The sequence below is a fragment of the Brachybacterium tyrofermentans genome (assembly GCF_014897585.1).
Classification (GTDB): Bacteria; Actinomycetota; Actinomycetes; order Actinomycetales; family Dermabacteraceae; genus Brachybacterium; species Brachybacterium tyrofermentans.
In genome coordinates this window covers 1-15,891 of record NZ_JABUXW010000047.1, presented here as the reverse complement: position 1 = coordinate 15,891, position 15,891 = coordinate 1, and the positions used below count along the sequence as shown (strand labels likewise).

Sequence of the window (15,891 nt, the reverse complement as noted above, 5' to 3'; positions counted from 1 at the left end):
AAGATCGGCAACGACGCCGACCGAGCGGACCTACCGACCCCATGAAAGATCGAGGCTAAGGCTGGGACTGCCGCCAGCGAGCTGGTCTAGCGATCGTCTCCGCGCGTACGAGTGCATCGGCGTCTTTGCTAGATCTCGTGTGGACTCCCGTCTACGGAGGAGAGCAAGTAAGCGACCGCAGCGAGTGTCAGGTGCCGGATGTAGTCGGCGAGCTGCGGGCTGACGTCCGTGGGCTCGAGGTGCCCGTGTCCGTCCCCGCCCTTGTTGCGCAACGGGGCTACAGCCGCCGCTGTCTTGACTACCTGGTCTCGTAGCCCAGCGATCGCCTTCGCGTTTGGGCTGGCGATCTCGCCAGGCCTCGTTGCCAGGCCGGCAGCTCTCATCGCCTGCGGCACGATCCCCGGCATGTCGCCCGGACGGGCGTCGGGTTCGTGCTCGTGCAGCAGATGCTTTGCCGTTGCCTCGAGCAGGTCCTTTGATGTGCCAAGAATCGAGGCCGGATCTAGATTATCCCTGCGAAGTAGAGCTTGTAGGCGATCGACTGTCTCACGGCCCCCTGCGGCGATATTCGGGCCCACAAATTTCGACTGGATACGCCCATCGGTGTCAAGGGTCGCTCCGGCGGCAGCAAGTGCGCTGCGCAACTTCTCAATAAGCTCGAGTCGCCCCGGGGTAGGTTGGGCGAACACGTTTTGGAAGCGCATCTCCTCGACAATGTCGTTCACGAACCATTTTACGGCGCCCTCGCCCTGAGCGTCTGCGGCCTCGAACGCAGCGCGTAGCCGGCGGGGCTTATTCAGGTTTTCCCCACGCTCATCAACTCGCGGAACATCGATGTCCCGCCGAGAGAATATGTCGTCGAGCCCGGTGTGCGATGGGTACCACGAATCCTCCATCAGCAACCGGAGGGCGTGGGCTGTGTCGAATGTCCAAGACGGTGCCATCCTCCCAGTGTCTCGTGCGCGCCGCTCTTTCTGCTGCCCTATAGGCATCGATAGGACGAACCGGTAGCAGGCTTGCGCCGCTGGGGCGGCGACCCTCGGTGTCCGTGACGGGTGTTCTTGCCCGCCGCAACCCCGCAGGCATGCCTCCAGCCCGGGCTTTCCCGCCACTCCAGGCCCGAGGAATCAGAGTTCCTTTTTTAGTACGTATAATAGAAGTTATGCGATCTTCCTGGTCGGTTGCAGTTCAGCGGGTTTTTGAGGGTCTCTTCGCACCATGGGAGGGGAGGCTGGCTGGGATGGGTCAGGCGTCCTCGTCGGTGAGGCCTTCCAGGGCGTTGTGGGCGGCGTGCTCGCGTAGGTGGTCGGCGGTGTAGGGGATGGTGAAGCGGACTTGTCCGTGGCCAGCGGCTTCGATGATGCCGTCGCGGATGAGCCGTCGGCGGTACTCGCCGGCGTATTGGGCGCTCACGCCCATGCGCTCAGCGATCTTCCCGGTGCGGGATGGGCCGTTGTCTTGGGCCATGGCGAGCAGGTATGTGCGATCAACGCTCGATAGCGGCCGCAGGGCGGGGGTATGGACGTGTCGGCCGAGGCGCCGTTGGGCGGCTGTGATCCCGGCGGTCACGTCCTCGGGAGTCACGGTGTCGGCGGTCTGGTGGGCTTTGAGGGCGTGGTAGCCCACCAGCTGGATCATGAACGGGTATCCGTCGACGGCGTCAGCTGCGACGTCGAGGGCTTGAATGTCGATCTCGCGGCCACTATCGGCGATCGTTCCCGCGAGGGCGGCTCGAACATCAGCGCGGCTCACGCGGCCGATGGGGTGGTGCTCTGCGCGGCGCAGGAACGTCGCCCCGGGATGGTCGAGGAGTTCCTCGATGGGAGTGGAGAGCCCCGCGGCCGCGAAAGCGAGCAGTCGTTCCTCTCGACGGCCGTACTGGATGATCTCGCCTAGCTTGCGGAGATCTTCGATATCGGTGGCCTGGACCTCGTCGATCGTGATCACGAGGCCTCGACCGGAGGGCTGGAGGGCATCGGTGAGCTCGGTGATCTGGGAGCGGAGGGTGGACTCAGCGGGGTAGCGCTCGGTCCAGGACGCACCGCCTCCGAGGGGACCGATGGTGCCACTCGCGGACTCGAGCTGCGACGGCAACTTGTCGGAGTGCTTCTGGAGCAGGCGCGGGAGGTGGTCTCGGGTGAGGCGCTCGAGGAGCCCGTTGCTGGAGCTCTCGGTGATGACCAGCCAGCCTGCGGTCTCAGCGGCTCGCCGGTATGAGTCGAGCAGCACGGTCTTTCCCATCCCTCGCTGCCCGGACAGGAGGATCGTCAGACCGGCGGGATCGAGGAGCCCGTCGAAGGTGTCCTCGAATTCGTCGAGCAGCTGATCGCGGCCTACCAGGAGGTGGGGGTAGGTGCCGAACGATGGCCTGAACAAGTTTCGCAACATCCAAAGAGTATAAAGGAATACGCTCGAATGCAAAGGGATCAAAAGGCTGCCGGGTCGTGGCAACACTAGTCTCGCGCGCCGGTCAGACGCCACCCTGGTGGCGACGCGGCATTGACTGCGTCGGCGCATCGTTCTCGAACCATGGGTCGCTCGGCGTTTTCATGGCCGCGATTCTGGCTCTGACGTTCCGACGCGTTGCACGAAGGCGTGCACCGATAGGTAGGTTGTCGACCCTTCCGGGACAGTACGCCGAGCACGGTCCTGACGCCCCGCTGGCCGTGAGGGGTCCTAATGCTCCGGGCGGCCTCGCGCTGCCGGGAGTCGGCAGATTTTGTCGCAATCCGAATGGTGGTTCGCCCCGAACTGGCAGGTCGATGGTCGGCGACCAGGGTGGTGGAGTTTCGCCGCCGCCCTTATGACACCTGCTCGAATCTATGAGCGCTGCCCGGAGGATCCATGATCATCAGCGAGTTCACTGACCGCGATGGTGACGCGCTCACGATTACCACGAACGCCGAGGGCGCATGGATCACCTGCACCAGCGCCCGGGATGAAGTGACGGTCGGCCCGTTTCCGTTCATAACCCTGGGGGCGGCCCTCGCCGAGGTTGGCCTCACAAGCACCGAGTTGCACGCACCCACGCCTGTGGGGCCGTAATGGCGGCGACACCCGTAGACGTTGTCGGGGGAGTGCGGGGGCGCGATCCGTGCACCCCATGAAGGGGAACCTGACCCTGCGGCTCACCTCCACCCGCCATGCTGCGCATACTCCGAGTGGTGGGGTCGGCACGGTGGGAGGACGGGTCGCTCGAGTGGCGCTGGTTAGTGATCGTCCGTGATCATCCACCGTTACCTTTCTCTGCAGGGGTACCTCTGGCAGGTTGAGACGCCGAACGACTACGGAGGGTCGCCAACGGCAACGGTCGTTAGGGCGATTCAGCACCGATGTGTGAATAGCTCGCGCTGGGGACCGCGGGGACGTCCTCGGCAGCAGGTGCCCGAGATGCGTCCTCGGATAGGACGGCGCGGAGGATCAGTGTGAACGCCTCGTCATCCTCGCGGAGGATCGCGGCTATGTCGGGCCTGCGGTCGGCGGTGGGGTACTGGGTGTAGTACTCATGCACTGCGGCGAAGAACCTGTCTTTCGCCTCCGGCGCCACCTCGGGGGAGTTTGCCTCGAGCCAGATTTCTGCCTCGAGGCGCTCACTCGGCGTGCTCACTAGGTGTCCTCTCGCTGTGGTCGGCCTATCCTGCGTACCCCTATTTGGCCAGATGGGACGTCATTGAGTGTATGAGAGGCGTTGCGGTTGGCTCCGCGTCCGACGGGCCGAGCACTACGCGCGGCGATCAGGAGAGCCGGACCCCGAGTCACCCCCCCCCATCGCTCCGAGAACTGCGAAACAGCGGTAGGCGCCCCTGTTGCTGCACCCACGGCGCCTCCCCATGCGCTTATTCCTCCTGGGGTGGGTTAGGAACCCTCGGCGCGGCCTTTTCGCCAGTAGCCCATGAATGCGACCTGGCGGCGGTCAATCCCGATGTCCTGGACAAGGTAGCGCCGGATATCTTTGACGGCGGCGGCTTCACCAGCGATCCAGGCGTAGAACGGGCGCTCACCCTGGGGAGTGTCGGTCCCGCTGTTGCGGGCTGCGCCGCTCAGGGCCCGAGGGACGTCCCACAGGATGGTCGCGTCGATATCGATGTCGTCGAGGTCAACTGCCTGGGCGTCGCTATCGGGAGCGGGCTGGACGGTCTCGCGGACGGCTGCGCGCATGAGGTCACCGTGGTCGCGTTCACCTCGAACGAGCCAGGTCACCTCCATGCCGGCGGGGACGTCGAGCGTGAGGATGTCTCCGGCGTGCGGGACTTCGAGGATCACGTGTCCGGTGAGGGTTTCTGCGGCGAATGGGGGCTGGGTGAGGGACTCGAGGATCGAGGCGATGGCCGGGACGGCGGTCTCGTCACCGGCGAGCAGGAGGTGACGGGCCGTGCCGGGATCGAACTCGATGCCACCTCGACCTCGGGGCACATCTCGAGCGGGTCCGATCACGTGCAGGCGGCTACCGATCTCCGCTGCGGTGGCCCAGTTGCTCGCAGGACCCCCATCGCTGGCTTCGCTGGTGTGCAGGACCATGTCGACGATCAGTTCACGCTCGGCGTCGCGCCACTCCCGCACGGTGTAGGTGCGCATGGATCCACGCACGTCCTCGTCGAGCTGTAGCCACGCCTGGTACCAGGACAGCGAAGGATCCTCGTGGTTGGCGAGGAACGAGGGGAGATCGAACGTTGGGGCGCCGTCGCCGGGCGGGATGATCAATTTGAAGCGGAGGTCTTGGGGGTGATGTTCGATGCCAAAGCCCTCCATCCCGGCGCCACTGAGCGTGACTCGGCGGAAGGAGTGACTGAGGTCCTCGATCGCGGTGACCTCGGCCTCGAACGCGGTAGCCGTCGGGCGTGGCATGGGGTGCTCCTGAACGTCGGGGCAGGTCGGGACGGGTGCCATCACGTGAGTGGAGGCCGACCTGTGTTACTTAGGTTAGCCTATCCTTGCACTAGCCATGGTGTGGTCGCAGCGCACTTGCGCGGGCTCCACTTTGTCCTACGTGTCCTCTCGCTGGTTCATCAGCGAGGTGGCCCCATCCCGATCGAAAGAGTCCGATGCAGCGTCGTCGCTTCCTCACCCTGTCCAGCCTCTCGGGCCTGAGCGTGCTCGGTCTCGCCGCGTGTTCGGGGTCCGAGTCCGCCAGTGAACAGGACCCCGGCCCTGGTGGTGAGCAGGCTTTCTCCTTTACTCCCGCGAACTACGACGGGGTCACGATTTCGTTGGACCAGGCCCCGGTGAGGATCGTCGCGGACATCTACTCCGCGGCGGCGCTGCAGCCGTACGGCATCGAGCCGGTCGGGGTTTTCGGGTTCGGCGCCACAGGGTCGGGCAAAGGGGACCTGGATCTTGATGCGCTGAATGTCCTGGGGCTCGAGGGTGAGCTCAGCCTTGAGAAGCTCGCTGCTGCAGCGCCTGACCTCATCATCGGGGTCGGGAACCAGGAGGGAACGGGGTGGACCTGGTGGGAGGACGAGGTGAGGGACCAGGCCACCGAGGTCGCGCCGTTCCTGCCCATTCGCATGGGTGGAACTCCGCCGGAGATGATCCAAGAATACCGTGCCCTGGCCCAGGCGCTGGGGGCCGACAGCGACGGAAGCGAGATCGCGACGGCCGAAGAGGACTTCAATGCCGCTCGTGAGCGGCTCCGGACGGTCACCGGACAGAAGCCGGACCTGACAGTCCTGGCGTTCAACACCACCGGAGACGTCATCTACACCAGCACCACCCTTGGCGTGCTGAACATGCTCGCTGAGGATGGCGTGGCGCTCGTGGGCCCCGAGGCCCCGGAGGAGTCCTCCTGGGCCGAGGTGAGTTGGGAGAGCATCGCGGACTACCCCGCCGATGTGATCCTTCAGGCCGAGACGTCGGTCGGGTACGAGGAGAACCCGCTGTGGCTGTCCCTGCCCGCCGTCGAGGCCGACCAGATCGGAACCTGGGACGACAAGCGGGCCTACACCTACGTCGCGCAGACCGCGTGGCTGAACGAGCTCGCGGCCGTCCTGGAGGACTCCGAGCGCATCATCCCGTGACGTCCCCACGGGCCTCTCGCCACCCCGCGGCCACCCACCCAACACCCCCCGCCGATGCCACGCAGCAGCTCGAGGTGGTCTCACGGCCACCCGTGATCCGGGCGATCGCCCCTCCCGCCCTCGGCGCTCTCACTGTCGTCGCGGTGATGGCAAGCCTCGTGGTGGGGGACCGCTCGATCTCACCCGGGACAGTCGTGGACGCGCTCCTATCCACGGACATGTCCGTGATCGATCATCAGGTGGTGTGGGGCTCCCGGGTTCCACGCACGGTTGCCGGGGTCGCGGTGGGGGCCGCGATCGCGGTTGCCGGAGCCCTCGTCCAGGCCCTCACACGTAACCCACTGGCCGATCCCGGCATCCTCGGGGTCAACGCCGGAGCCGCGGTAGCGGTTGCTGCCGGCGTGTCCCTGCTCGGTATCGGCGGGATGCAGGGCCAGTTGTGGTGCGCCGTGATCGGGGCGTTCATCGCGACGGTGGCTGTCCTTGCCATCGGGGCGGCCGGCCGCGGGGGCGCCGACCCCATCCGACTGACCCTGGCCGGCGTGGCTTTCGCCGCGGTCATGACGGGCCTGACCACGGCGATCACGCTGTTGGATGTCCGAGCGTTCGATGCGATGCGCACCTGGAGCGCCGGCTCCCTCGCCGTGCGGGGTATAGGGCCGACGCTGCAGGCCCTCCCGTTCGTCGCGATCGGGTTGCTTGCCGCCGCCGCCGCAGCGCGCTACCTCAGCTCCATCGCCCTGGGAGATGATCTCGCCACCACGCTCGGCGTCCCGCTCTTGCGGGCGCGCCTCTTGGGGATCCTGGGCATCACCACGGCCTGCGGTGCTGCCACGGCGATCGCCGGTCCCATCGGATTCGTCGGCCTCATGGTGCCTCACATCATCCGGTGGATCGTGGGCCCCCACCAGGGGTGGATCCTCGGACTCTCGGCACTGGCCGGCCCCTGCCTAATCCTCGGCGCCGATGTCCTCGCGCGCGTAGCGACCCCCGGTGGCATGCCCGTCGGAGTCGTCACCGCGTTCCTCGGCGCGCCCGTGCTGATCGCCATGGTCCGTACCCGGGCGGTGTCAGGCCTATGACCACACCGACAACCCACGCAACCACCACGAGGACACCGAAGGCACGGGGGCCCCGGGTGATCCCCGTCCCCACCCGCCTCGGGGGTGTCCTGCACCTGACGGTTCGCAAGGCGATTGTCACGCTCGTGATTCTCCTGGCGGCTGCCCTCGTGCTCGTCGTATCCGTCGGGACCGGTGAGGTCCCCATCCCCGCCGGCCGCGTCATCGGCGCGCTCCTGGGGACTGGGGACGCCGGCGACATCCTGGTCGTCCGGCAGTGGCGGCTACCGCGAGCACTGGTCGCTGTCCTGCTCGGGGCATCCCTCGGTATCGGCGGCGCGATCTTCCAGTCCCTCACCCGCAACCCGCTGGGAAGCCCGGACATCATCGGGTTCGGCACCGGCTCCTACACGGGCGCGCTGGTCGTCATCCTGTTCCTCGGCGGGTCCTCGCTGGGCACCGCCGGCGGCGCTCTCCTCGGTGGGATCCTCACCGCTTTCGCGGTCTACCTGCTGGCCCGCACCCGGGGAACGGGTGCCCGAGCCGGGCTCCCCGGGTTCCGTCTGATCATCGTCGGTATCGGTGTCTCCGCGATGCTCTCAGCGGTCAACACCTGGATCATCCTGCGCGCGGAGGTGGAGGACGCCATGCGCGTCGCGATCTGGGGAGCAGGATCCCTCAACGGTCTGTCCTGGAGCCACGTCCGCCTCTCCGCCGTGGCCGTCCTCCTCATCGCAGTCTTCGCCACGGTGCTCTCCGAGCGGATGCATTTGCTGGAGATGGGGGATGACCTCTCGACCTCGCTGGGCATCCGGACCGAGACCACTCGCATCCTGCTCATCGTCGTGGGGATCTCCGCCGTCGCGGTCGTCGCCTCGGTCGCAGGCCCGATCTCGTTCGTGGCGTTGGCGGCCCCCCAGATCGCTCGGCGCCTGACCCACGACAGTGGCGTCGCCATCGGCCCCGCTGCCCTTGTCGGAGCGTTCCTCCTGCTGGGCAGCGACTACATTGCCCAACGCATCCACCCCCAGACACCATTACCCGTCGGCGTCGTCACGGTATCGCTCGGCGGGGCCTACCTCGTCTGGCTCCTCATCCACGAAGGACGGAAGGGACGGTCATGACCACACGCCTCCAGGTCGACCACGCCACCATTGGCTACGGCGACCGCAGCGTTATTCAGGACCTCGACATCTCCGTCACCGACGGCTCGTTCACCGTCATCATCGGCCCCAACGCCTGTGGCAAATCCACTCTGCTGCGGTCGATGGCCCGCCTCCTAAAACCCACAGCAGGCATCGTCAGCCTCGATGGCAGGAACCTTGAGGACATGTCTTCCCGCGCGATCGCGCGCATCCTCGGCCTTCTGCCGCAGAGCGCGATCGCCCCGGACGGCATCCGCGTCCGAGACCTCGTCGCTCGTGGTCGCTTCCCCCACCGAGGGTTCCTGGCCCGTAACACCCCCCACGACCTCGAGGTCATCGACCAGGCGCTCGAGGCGACCGGCACGACAGACCTCGCCTACCGCCTCGTGGACGAACTGTCCGGGGGACAACGCCAACGCGTGTGGATCGCGATGGTCCTCGCCCAGGAGACCGACCTCCTCCTCCTAGACGAACCCACTACCTTCCTCGACATCGCTCACCAGATCGCCGTCCTGAACCTGTGCTCAAAGCTCCACCGCGGTGGAAGCACCGTCGTCGCGGTCCTCCACGACCTCAACCACGCCTGCCGCTACGCCTCCCACATCGTCGCGATGCGCGATGGCCGCATCGTGGCCCGCGGAGCACCGAAAGACATCATCGACGCCGACCTGGTCAGGGACGTCTTCGACCTTCCCGCCATGGTCATCGATGACCCCGTCACGGGCACCCCACTGGTCATCCCCACCGCTACATAGGCGGGGGAGCACGCTACTCGGGGCTCAGAAGCGATCGGGGACGATTGCGCTCAGTGCGCATAATCAGAGGTATGCGCCCTACTGAGCGCTCGCCCGACCTTTGGGTCTCGTTGGCACGGGAGCACGCCCCGCGGTAGCCGGTGGCATCAGGGGTAACCAGCCTGTGGCTTGGGCGGAGCCGGTCAGGCAGCGGGTAGCGGCCCGGTGACCCCAAGGATCTGGACCGACAGGCGTTCGCCTGCACGCGCGATCTGTGCTTCGACGCCGAAGACCTTGCGTAGGGTTGTGGAGGTCAGCACCTCGGCGATCTCACCCGCTGCGTGGACTCGGCCGCTATCCAGGACCACCGCTTGGTCGCAGTATTGGGCTGCCAGCGAGAGATCGTGCAGGACTACAACGACCGTCAGACCACCGCTCGTCAGCTGGTTCAGCATTGACAGCAGCTGGTGCTGGTGTTTGATGTCCAGGTGATTTGTCGGCTCATCCAGCAGTAGCACGGCGGGTTCTTGTGCCAGTGCACGGGCTGCGTGTACTCGTTGGCGCTCTCCACCGGACAAGGTCCGCCAGCGCCGGCGCTCGGTTCCCGTCATCCCCACTGAGCTCAATGCCAGGTCGCAGGCATCGACGTCGTGCGGGCTCTCGAGGGCTAGGCGTGCTCGGTGGGGCAGTCTGCCTAGGGCGACAACATCGGCGACAGTGAGATCGGTGTCGGTGTCGCTGGCTTGCTCCATCATGGCCAGCTGACGGGCTCGGTCCCTGCGAGGGAGCTCCTTCAATGGTCGATCTCCGACTCTTACCTGCCCGGATGTGGGAGCGGACACGCCCGCCAGGATATGGAGCAGCGTCGACTTGCCGGAGCCGTTCGGGCCAAGTAGCCCCGTGACCTTGCCTTGGGTAGCAGTGAAGTCGATCCCGTCCAGGATCGGCAGTAGGCGTCCCCGTACCGAGTAGGTGAGTTGCTCGCCGTGTAGCGACAGGGTCATGTCCGCTCCTTACGGCGCAAGACGATCAAGAAGGCCGGAACACCGATCAGTGCAGTGATCACTCCCACAGGCAGCTCCCGCGGAGCGAGAACTATCCGCCCAACCAGGTCAGCTAGCAGGAGAAAGACTGCGCCACCGAACGCACTGGCGGGCAACAGACGCCGATGCTGGGGACCGATCAGGGCACGGACCGCATGCGGGACGATCAAGCCGACGAAACCGATCGCCCCCACAGCGGACACCACGACCGCCGTCACCGCAGCGGTGGCGACCAGCGCGATGCTCCGCACCGCGGTCACAGGCACCCCGAGCGAAGCGGAGGCAACGGCACCGAAAGCGAAGGCATCGAGGTCGGATGCGATAAGTCGTGCCACCACCAGGGCAATGACGGTTACCCCGACACATAACGCGACAGCAGGCCAGCGCGCGGCTGCCAGTGACCCGGTCAGCCAGTACGTCAAGGCACGCGCGGCGTCCGCGTCGCCCCACCCGAGCAGAACCAACGATGTCATCGCGGTGAAAAGCTGCCCGACCACGACCCCGGTCAGGACCAGTCGTCCCGTGTTTGAGGCGTGCTGCCCGAGCAGGGCGAGGACCAGCCCGAAAGCGACCAACCCGCCGACCAGGGCGCCCGCCGCCAGGGAAAGTGCCCCCGCGCCGAGCCCGGTGACCATCACCAAAACAGCCCCGGTCGAGGCCCCCGAGGAGATGCCCAGAAGGTAGGGCTCCGCCAACGCATTTCGGGTGACCGCCTGCAAGAGCGCGCCGCAGGTCGCTAGACCAGCACCGGCCACCGCAGCCATGAGCGCACGGGGGGCTCGAAGTTGCCAGATCACCGAATCGGCCAACGTCGACAACGGCTCCACCGGCAGGCCGATGTGGCTCCCTAGCGATCGCAGCGTCTCTGACCATCCGATCTCACCGCCACCGACCACGATCGACACAAGAACGCCTGCGACGAGCACCAGCCACGCGCCGAGTACCGTCGCGATCTGGCGAACCCGCTCAGCGCTGCGCGAGGATGACGAAGTCATTGAGGTGCTGCCAGATCGGCCCCGCCTCGCGGAACTGCGCGGCACGCATCGCGGCGACATGGAACGCGGCGCTCAGATCCGGGTTCGGCGGTCTGTTCGCGAAGCGGCGCTCCCGTTCGGAACGAAGGGGCGCGAAGTGAGGGTGATCAGCGATTCGAGAAAACCAAGTGTCCCAGGTCAGCGCGCCGGATGCCTGATCGCGAGCCTGGGTAGCCGCGTCATCCCGGCGACTCAGCTCTTCGAACAACGGACGCCCCTCGAGCTGACGCAGATGATCGGCGTTCATCAGCACACCGCCAGGGAGCAGAAGCTCGCCCACCTCGCGGTAGACCCGGCTCAGCACATCGGCCGGCAGCCAGTGCAACGCGGTCGAGGACAGCACCGCGTGCGGCCGCCGACCACCCAGAGCCTCAATCCACGTCGGGTCCCAGAGATCCGCCTCGCGGAAGGTCACCCGATCACCGTGCTCGGCCAGGGCGAGTCGACCGAGCTCGAGCAGCATCGGGTCGTAATCGACAGCAAGACAGCTCATCCGCGGGAATCTCCGCAGTACCCGATCCGAGATCGACCCCGGACCGCATGCGAGGTCCACTACCAAAGCGTCCTCGGGAACCGTCTCGGCCAGCACGTCGAGCATCACGGCGAACCGGTCCTCGCGCCGGTTGATGTACGAGGCCTGCTGCCGGTCCCAGCTCTCCAGATGATCGCGGGCCCACTCGGCCACAGCATCGACACCCCTGCTCATCGGTGAGCCCCCTCAAGCTCGACCAATGCTTCTAACAACGTCTCCAGCCCATTGATGCTTCGCACGGACGAATCCATCTCGGTAGCTGGGATCACGACCATCCGGTCCTCCCGCACCGCAGCGAGCTGCGCGGTGACCGGGTCAGCACGCAGGGTCTTGATCTTGTCCTGTGCGCTGTCGCCGTCCAGGCCGCGAGAGAGGTCAGCCAACACCAGCACATCAGGATCACGCTGGGAGATCTGATCCCAGCTGGTCTCGGTCCACTGGGCGTCCAGATCATCGAAGGCGTTCTCGGCGCCGGCGAGCTCGGTCATCGTCTGCGGTAGGCCGGCATTTCCGGCCACGATGGGAGCGCCGTGATAAGTGGAGTAGATCCAGGCCACCTCCACCCCGTCCAGAGCCTGAGCCGAGGCAGCCACCTGATCCAAAACCTCCTGCTGCGCGTCGATCAGATCCTCGCCCCGGTCGGCCACATCGAAGATCGTCGCGATATCGGTCACCTCAGCGAAGATCTGCTCGAAGCCTCCTTCGGCAGAGACCAAGTTCGGGTCCTCGCAGTCGTTCGACGACAGATACGCCGGGACCTCCAGGTCACGCAACTCGCTGCGTTCTCCCACCGCATCGGGGGCAAACGCAGAGGCCCGCATCGAGTAGACAAAGTCCGGATCCGCCCCGCGAAACTGCTCCGCCGTCGGGTACTGATCGGCCAGTACCGGGATCTGCTCATAAGCATCTGCGAACTCCGGCGCGACAGCGTCATTCAGGTAGCTGGTACCCGCCATCGAGTCACCAAGCCCGAGCGCCAACATCATCTCGGTCGATCCCTGCTCCAGCGTGACCGCACGCGTGGGCACGCGATCGAACGCCAGTTCAAGCCCGCAGCTGGTCAGCTGAGCCGCTGCCACGCTGTCATCAGAGGAGGGGTCGGCCGAGGGGGAACTGCAAGCCGCGAGCACCACAACAGATGCCACCACAGCCATACGGGTAATGGGAAACATTCGCATGACATGAGTATATGTCGCGCATGGAGGCTCTGACCACAGGTAGGCCTCGAGTTGAGGTGATCCGTACGACACCGGCGCCTCGCCGCGCCGTACGTTAATCTCCACGCCTGTCGTCCTCGGCAACCCATCCGTCGCTCCGCTGCGGGTGGGGGATGGTCGATCGGGGAGCCCCGGAAGCTGATGCGCATAGTCGAAGTTATGCGGACCTGTTGCTTGCGCAGCTCGGCACCGTGCTGATCATCATCGCGAGTAAGTGGGCGGCGGTTCCGGTTGTTTGGCTTCCTGAGCGCCGGAAGGCCCCCGGCTTCGCGGGGAGCCGGGGGCCTTCGGTGAGGGTGATCGAGTGATCAGGTCGCTGAGGATTCGATCTGCTGGGGAGTGTTCTGCGTGGTGATCTCGATCTTGCGGGGCTTGGCCTTCTCGCTGATCGGGATCGTCACGCTGAGCACGCCGTTGTCGTAGCTCGCGGCGATGCGCTCGGTGTCCAGTCCCTGTCCGAGGCTGAGCTGGCGCAGGAAGGTTCCTCCCGTGCGCTCGCGGGTGATCCACTGCGCCTGCTCATCGGTCGCGAGGGTCCGCTCGGCGCGAATGGTCAGCAGCTGTCCATCGACATCGACATCGACGGACCCGGGATCGATGCCCGGCAGGTCAGCGGAGAGAACGTAGTGATCGCCGGCGCGATACAGGTCCATCGGCATCTGCCGAGGGCCCCGTCGCCCGGGGTCGAGGAAGTTGCTCGCGAGACGCTCCATCTCACGGAACGGGTCGTAGGTAGCCATGATGTCTCCTTCCTGTCGCGGCCACCTCCGGGAATGGTGGCCTACCAACCTTGAGTCCCTTCGACTCAACTGCGAGCAGATTAGCACTCTCCCCCGGAGAGTGCCAGCCTTGAAATCTGCCCATAGCGGCTGCTTTAGCTGCCCTCCCACAGCAGGGTCGGGCGCCCCCGGGTGCGCCGCGCGCCTCGGTGAACGACGGCTTGTGCAGCCCATTGTGCTTAGGTCGCGCATGGCCCGGGCTAACTATGCCATCGATATACGTATTACAATATCCGGCATGAGGAAGATGCAAGGTAATGAGGTCCCCGAGGATCAGGTCGATGCCTGGGTTGCTGAAGCCGAAGCTGGCTACGACGTGGAGCAGCTGCGCAAGCGCGGACGGCCCACTCGCGGTGAGCAAGCGGCACAGGTTGTGCCGGTGCGATTCACCGACGAAGAGATTTCCTCGCTGATGCAGCGCGCTGATCGCGAGCACCTGAATCGCTCCGAAGCGATCCGTCGAGCAGTGCGAGAGTGGACGACCGCGTGAGGGTCCGGCCCTCAGCGCTCAAGCACGACATTGCTCCCGAGGAGTCCATTCACGCGGCCAGCACTGCGGTCTACGTAGCGCCACTGGATGAGGAGAACCCGCAACGCGAGCTGCGCCTGGGGTTCGACACTCATGCCCGTCTTCTCGAGCTGGTGGTGTTGATCTGGGATGACGGCACCGAGGAGATCATCCACTCGATGCGCGCCCGCAAGCAGTACCTCACGCTCATCTCGTAATCCGATCCCGCCGCGAGGCCGGCAGCCCCGGAGTGGGCGCACGAGCGGAGACGCCTTGGGGGAGCCGCCCGTCTAGTGCGCATAATCAAGATTATGCGTACTAGGCCGGGGTGTCGTCGTGGTCGGGGCCGGGTCGCGCTCTAGCGTGAGCGGATGAGCGAGTTCTTCGAAGATGCGGCCCGGGACTGGATCGCTGAGCGGCGTGCCGTTGGTCGCACGATCAGCGTGGAGACGGCGAAGGCCTATCGCGGCGATCTTGCCTCGTGGAAACGCTATCTGGAGGCACAGTTGGGCTCCGTTGTGCGGGTGCAGGACCTTACGGGGCCGGTGATCAAAGCTGCACTGGCGGAGATGAACAACGCCGAGCTCGCACCGGCCACTCGCCGTCGCCTGGTGACGACTCTGCGCGGGCTGTGCCGGTACCTCGTCCTGGAGTCCCGTCTGCCAGTAGACCCTATGGCCGCGATCCAAGCACCCCGCACCCCATCACGCCTGCCGGTGGCGTTCACTGATGGCCAGATTTCTGCACTCCTTGCCGCAGCGCAGGCCGAGGACCCCAAGGCGCGTCCGGCAGCGCCGCTGCTGGACGTGGTGATCGTGCTGATCCTGGCGGCCGGCGGACTGCGCGCGAGCGAGGCCGCCGGCCTCCGCCTCCTGGACTACCGCCCGGGCGACGAGCCCTCCCTGCGAGTGCTCGGCAAAGGCCGCAAGGCACGCACCGTCCCCTTAGACCCCGGCGTCGCCGCGCAGATCGACATCTACCTGGCCTGGCGGGCAGAGCACGCCGCAGGCGATGCCGACACGACTCCCCTGCTCATTCGACCCGATGGCCGAGCACTAACCCGCGACACGATCTCCTACCGGATCAATCGGCTCTACGCACGCGCCGGCATCGTCAAACCCGACGGTGAAGCAGCCCATGCGCTCCGCCACACCTACGCCGTCTCGATGGTCGACGTTGGTGTTCCCATCTCCGAGGTCCAGCAACTCCTGGGCCACGAGAGCATCGCCACCACCGGCATCTACCTCAAAGCCTCCGCCGCGCACCTCCGAGCCGCATCCGCAGCGCCGTCAGCAGCGCGTCTACTCACCGGCCAGTAGTCGTAGCCAGTTGAGCGCCGCTCTCGACGGGTCGGTGCGGTCAGTGCGCTGCGTCGTACGCGTCGCGGATCTCCTTGGGAATACGGCCCCGTTCGCTGACCTCGTAACCGTTCTGGTTCGCCCAGGCGCGAATCTTGCCAGCATCGCTTGAGGAACCCACACCTCGGGTGCCGGGGATACGTCGTCCCCCGACACGGCGGGCTTTACTGGTCCATTCGCTGAGCTGTTCGCGCATCTGCTGGGCGTTGTCGTCGTTGAGGTCGATCTCGTAAGAGACGCCATCCAGGGCGAAGCTCACCGTGCCGGTGGCTTCCGAGCCGTCAGTATCGTCGGTGAGGATTACCTGAGTCTTGCGCGCCATTCTTGTGCTCCTTGCATGGTTCTGGACTGAATAGCGCGATAGTACCGAACAGATCTCCAAGAACCCTGCTTACTGCTCCGTCCTAGCCTCGATGTTTCATCGGGGTTGTGAGCGGGGGCGACCGGCGTCGTTGCCGGTGTT

18 protein-coding genes are annotated in these 15,891 nt (G+C 65.9%); 8 read left to right on the top strand and 10 right to left on the bottom strand.

Annotation, left to right across the window (positions count from 1 at the left end; translation table 11 throughout):
* Positions 1-128: 128 nt before the first annotated feature.
* Positions 129-944 carry an abortive infection family protein gene (locus INT49_RS20075; RefSeq protein ID WP_193119513.1) on the bottom strand — a complete coding sequence of 272 codons (816 nt, stop codon included), beginning with the start codon at positions 942-944 and terminating at the stop codon, positions 129-131.
* A 301-nt stretch (positions 945-1,245) separates the two neighbouring features.
* On the bottom strand, positions 1,246-2,388 hold the full coding sequence (locus INT49_RS20070; protein WP_193107454.1) for an AAA family ATPase: 1,143 nt from the start codon (positions 2,386-2,388) through the stop codon (positions 1,246-1,248).
* A gap of 456 nt (positions 2,389-2,844) precedes the next feature.
* Here INT49_RS20070 and INT49_RS20065 point away from each other — a divergent pair, with 456 nt between their 5' ends.
* Positions 2,845-3,045 carry a hypothetical protein gene (locus tag INT49_RS20065; RefSeq protein WP_193119512.1) on the top strand — a complete coding sequence of 67 codons (201 nt, stop codon included), beginning with the start codon at positions 2,845-2,847 and terminating at the stop codon, positions 3,043-3,045.
* 268 nt (positions 3,046-3,313) lie between these two features.
* Here INT49_RS20065 and INT49_RS20060 read toward each other — a convergent pair whose 3' ends face one another.
* Both INT49_RS20060 and INT49_RS20055 read right to left on the bottom strand, forming a co-directional pair.
* A complete protein-coding gene (locus INT49_RS20060) occupies positions 3,314-3,607 on the bottom strand; it encodes a hypothetical protein (protein WP_193107404.1) in 294 nt (97 codons plus the stop codon).
* A 248-nt stretch (positions 3,608-3,855) separates the two neighbouring features.
* The gene (locus INT49_RS20055) at positions 3,856-4,845 is read right to left on the bottom strand and encodes a siderophore-interacting protein (protein WP_193107403.1); all 990 of its coding nucleotides are present in this window, start codon (positions 4,843-4,845) and stop codon (positions 3,856-3,858) included.
* Between the two features lie 197 nt (positions 4,846-5,042).
* Here INT49_RS20055 and INT49_RS20050 point away from each other — a divergent pair, with 197 nt between their 5' ends.
* From INT49_RS20050 to INT49_RS20035, 4 genes are all read left to right on the top strand, one after another.
* On the top strand, positions 5,043-6,017 hold the full coding sequence (locus INT49_RS20050) for an ABC transporter substrate-binding protein (RefSeq protein ID WP_193119511.1): 975 nt from the start codon (positions 5,043-5,045) through the stop codon (positions 6,015-6,017).
* A 146-nt stretch (positions 6,018-6,163) separates the two neighbouring features.
* Positions 6,164-7,099, top strand: a complete 936-nt coding sequence (locus INT49_RS20045) for an iron chelate uptake ABC transporter family permease subunit (RefSeq protein ID WP_193107407.1) — start codon at positions 6,164-6,166, stop codon at positions 7,097-7,099.
* A complete protein-coding gene (locus INT49_RS20040) occupies positions 7,096-8,202 on the top strand; it encodes a FecCD family ABC transporter permease (protein ID WP_193119510.1) in 1,107 nt (368 codons plus the stop codon). Before INT49_RS20045 ends, INT49_RS20040 begins: the two co-directional genes overlap by 4 nt.
* Complete coding sequence (locus INT49_RS20035) at positions 8,199-8,978, top strand: ABC transporter ATP-binding protein (protein ID WP_193119509.1); 780 nt, start codon at positions 8,199-8,201, stop codon at positions 8,976-8,978. Before INT49_RS20040 ends, INT49_RS20035 begins: the two co-directional genes overlap by 4 nt.
* A gap of 182 nt (positions 8,979-9,160) precedes the next feature.
* On the opposite strand, the gene INT49_RS20030 is transcribed toward INT49_RS20035, so the two are convergent.
* The 5 genes from INT49_RS20030 to INT49_RS20010 form a co-directional block, all read right to left on the bottom strand.
* Positions 9,161-9,961 (bottom strand): ABC transporter ATP-binding protein, encoded by an 801-nt coding sequence (locus tag INT49_RS20030; RefSeq protein ID WP_193107399.1) that lies wholly within the window; start codon positions 9,959-9,961, stop codon positions 9,161-9,163.
* On the bottom strand, positions 9,958-10,995 hold the full coding sequence (locus INT49_RS20025; RefSeq protein ID WP_193119508.1) for a FecCD family ABC transporter permease: 1,038 nt from the start codon (positions 10,993-10,995) through the stop codon (positions 9,958-9,960). The genes INT49_RS20030 and INT49_RS20025 overlap by 4 nt, the downstream gene beginning before the upstream one ends.
* Positions 10,967-11,740 carry a class I SAM-dependent methyltransferase gene (locus INT49_RS20020; RefSeq protein WP_193119507.1) on the bottom strand — a complete coding sequence of 258 codons (774 nt, stop codon included), beginning with the start codon at positions 11,738-11,740 and terminating at the stop codon, positions 10,967-10,969. Before INT49_RS20020 ends, INT49_RS20025 begins: the two co-directional genes overlap by 29 nt.
* Positions 11,737-12,744, bottom strand: coding sequence for an ABC transporter substrate-binding protein (locus tag INT49_RS20015; RefSeq protein ID WP_193119506.1), 1,008 nt, complete (start codon positions 12,742-12,744; stop codon positions 11,737-11,739). Before INT49_RS20015 ends, INT49_RS20020 begins: the two co-directional genes overlap by 4 nt.
* A 347-nt stretch (positions 12,745-13,091) precedes the next feature.
* Positions 13,092-13,523 carry an Hsp20/alpha crystallin family protein gene (locus INT49_RS20010; protein WP_193107393.1) on the bottom strand — a complete coding sequence of 144 codons (432 nt, stop codon included), beginning with the start codon at positions 13,521-13,523 and terminating at the stop codon, positions 13,092-13,094.
* A gap of 277 nt (positions 13,524-13,800) precedes the next feature.
* Here INT49_RS20010 and INT49_RS20005 point away from each other — a divergent pair, with 277 nt between their 5' ends.
* The 3 genes from INT49_RS20005 (at position 13,801) to INT49_RS19995 (ending at position 15,389) form a co-directional block, all read left to right on the top strand.
* A complete protein-coding gene (locus tag INT49_RS20005) occupies positions 13,801-14,052 on the top strand; it encodes a ribbon-helix-helix protein, CopG family (RefSeq protein ID WP_193107392.1) in 252 nt (83 codons plus the stop codon).
* The gene (locus tag INT49_RS20000; protein ID WP_193107391.1) at positions 14,049-14,288 is read left to right on the top strand and encodes a hypothetical protein; all 240 of its coding nucleotides are present in this window, start codon (positions 14,049-14,051) and stop codon (positions 14,286-14,288) included. Before INT49_RS20005 ends, INT49_RS20000 begins: the two co-directional genes overlap by 4 nt.
* A 153-nt stretch (positions 14,289-14,441) precedes the next feature.
* On the top strand, positions 14,442-15,389 hold the full coding sequence (locus tag INT49_RS19995) for a tyrosine-type recombinase/integrase (protein ID WP_193107390.1): 948 nt from the start codon (positions 14,442-14,444) through the stop codon (positions 15,387-15,389).
* Positions 15,390-15,429: 40 nt separating this feature from the next.
* Here the strand turns inward: INT49_RS19995 and INT49_RS19990 are convergent, their stop codons facing one another.
* On the bottom strand, positions 15,430-15,750 hold the full coding sequence (locus INT49_RS19990) for a histone-like nucleoid-structuring protein Lsr2 (protein ID WP_193107389.1): 321 nt from the start codon (positions 15,748-15,750) through the stop codon (positions 15,430-15,432).
* Positions 15,751-15,891: the final 141 nt, after the last annotated feature.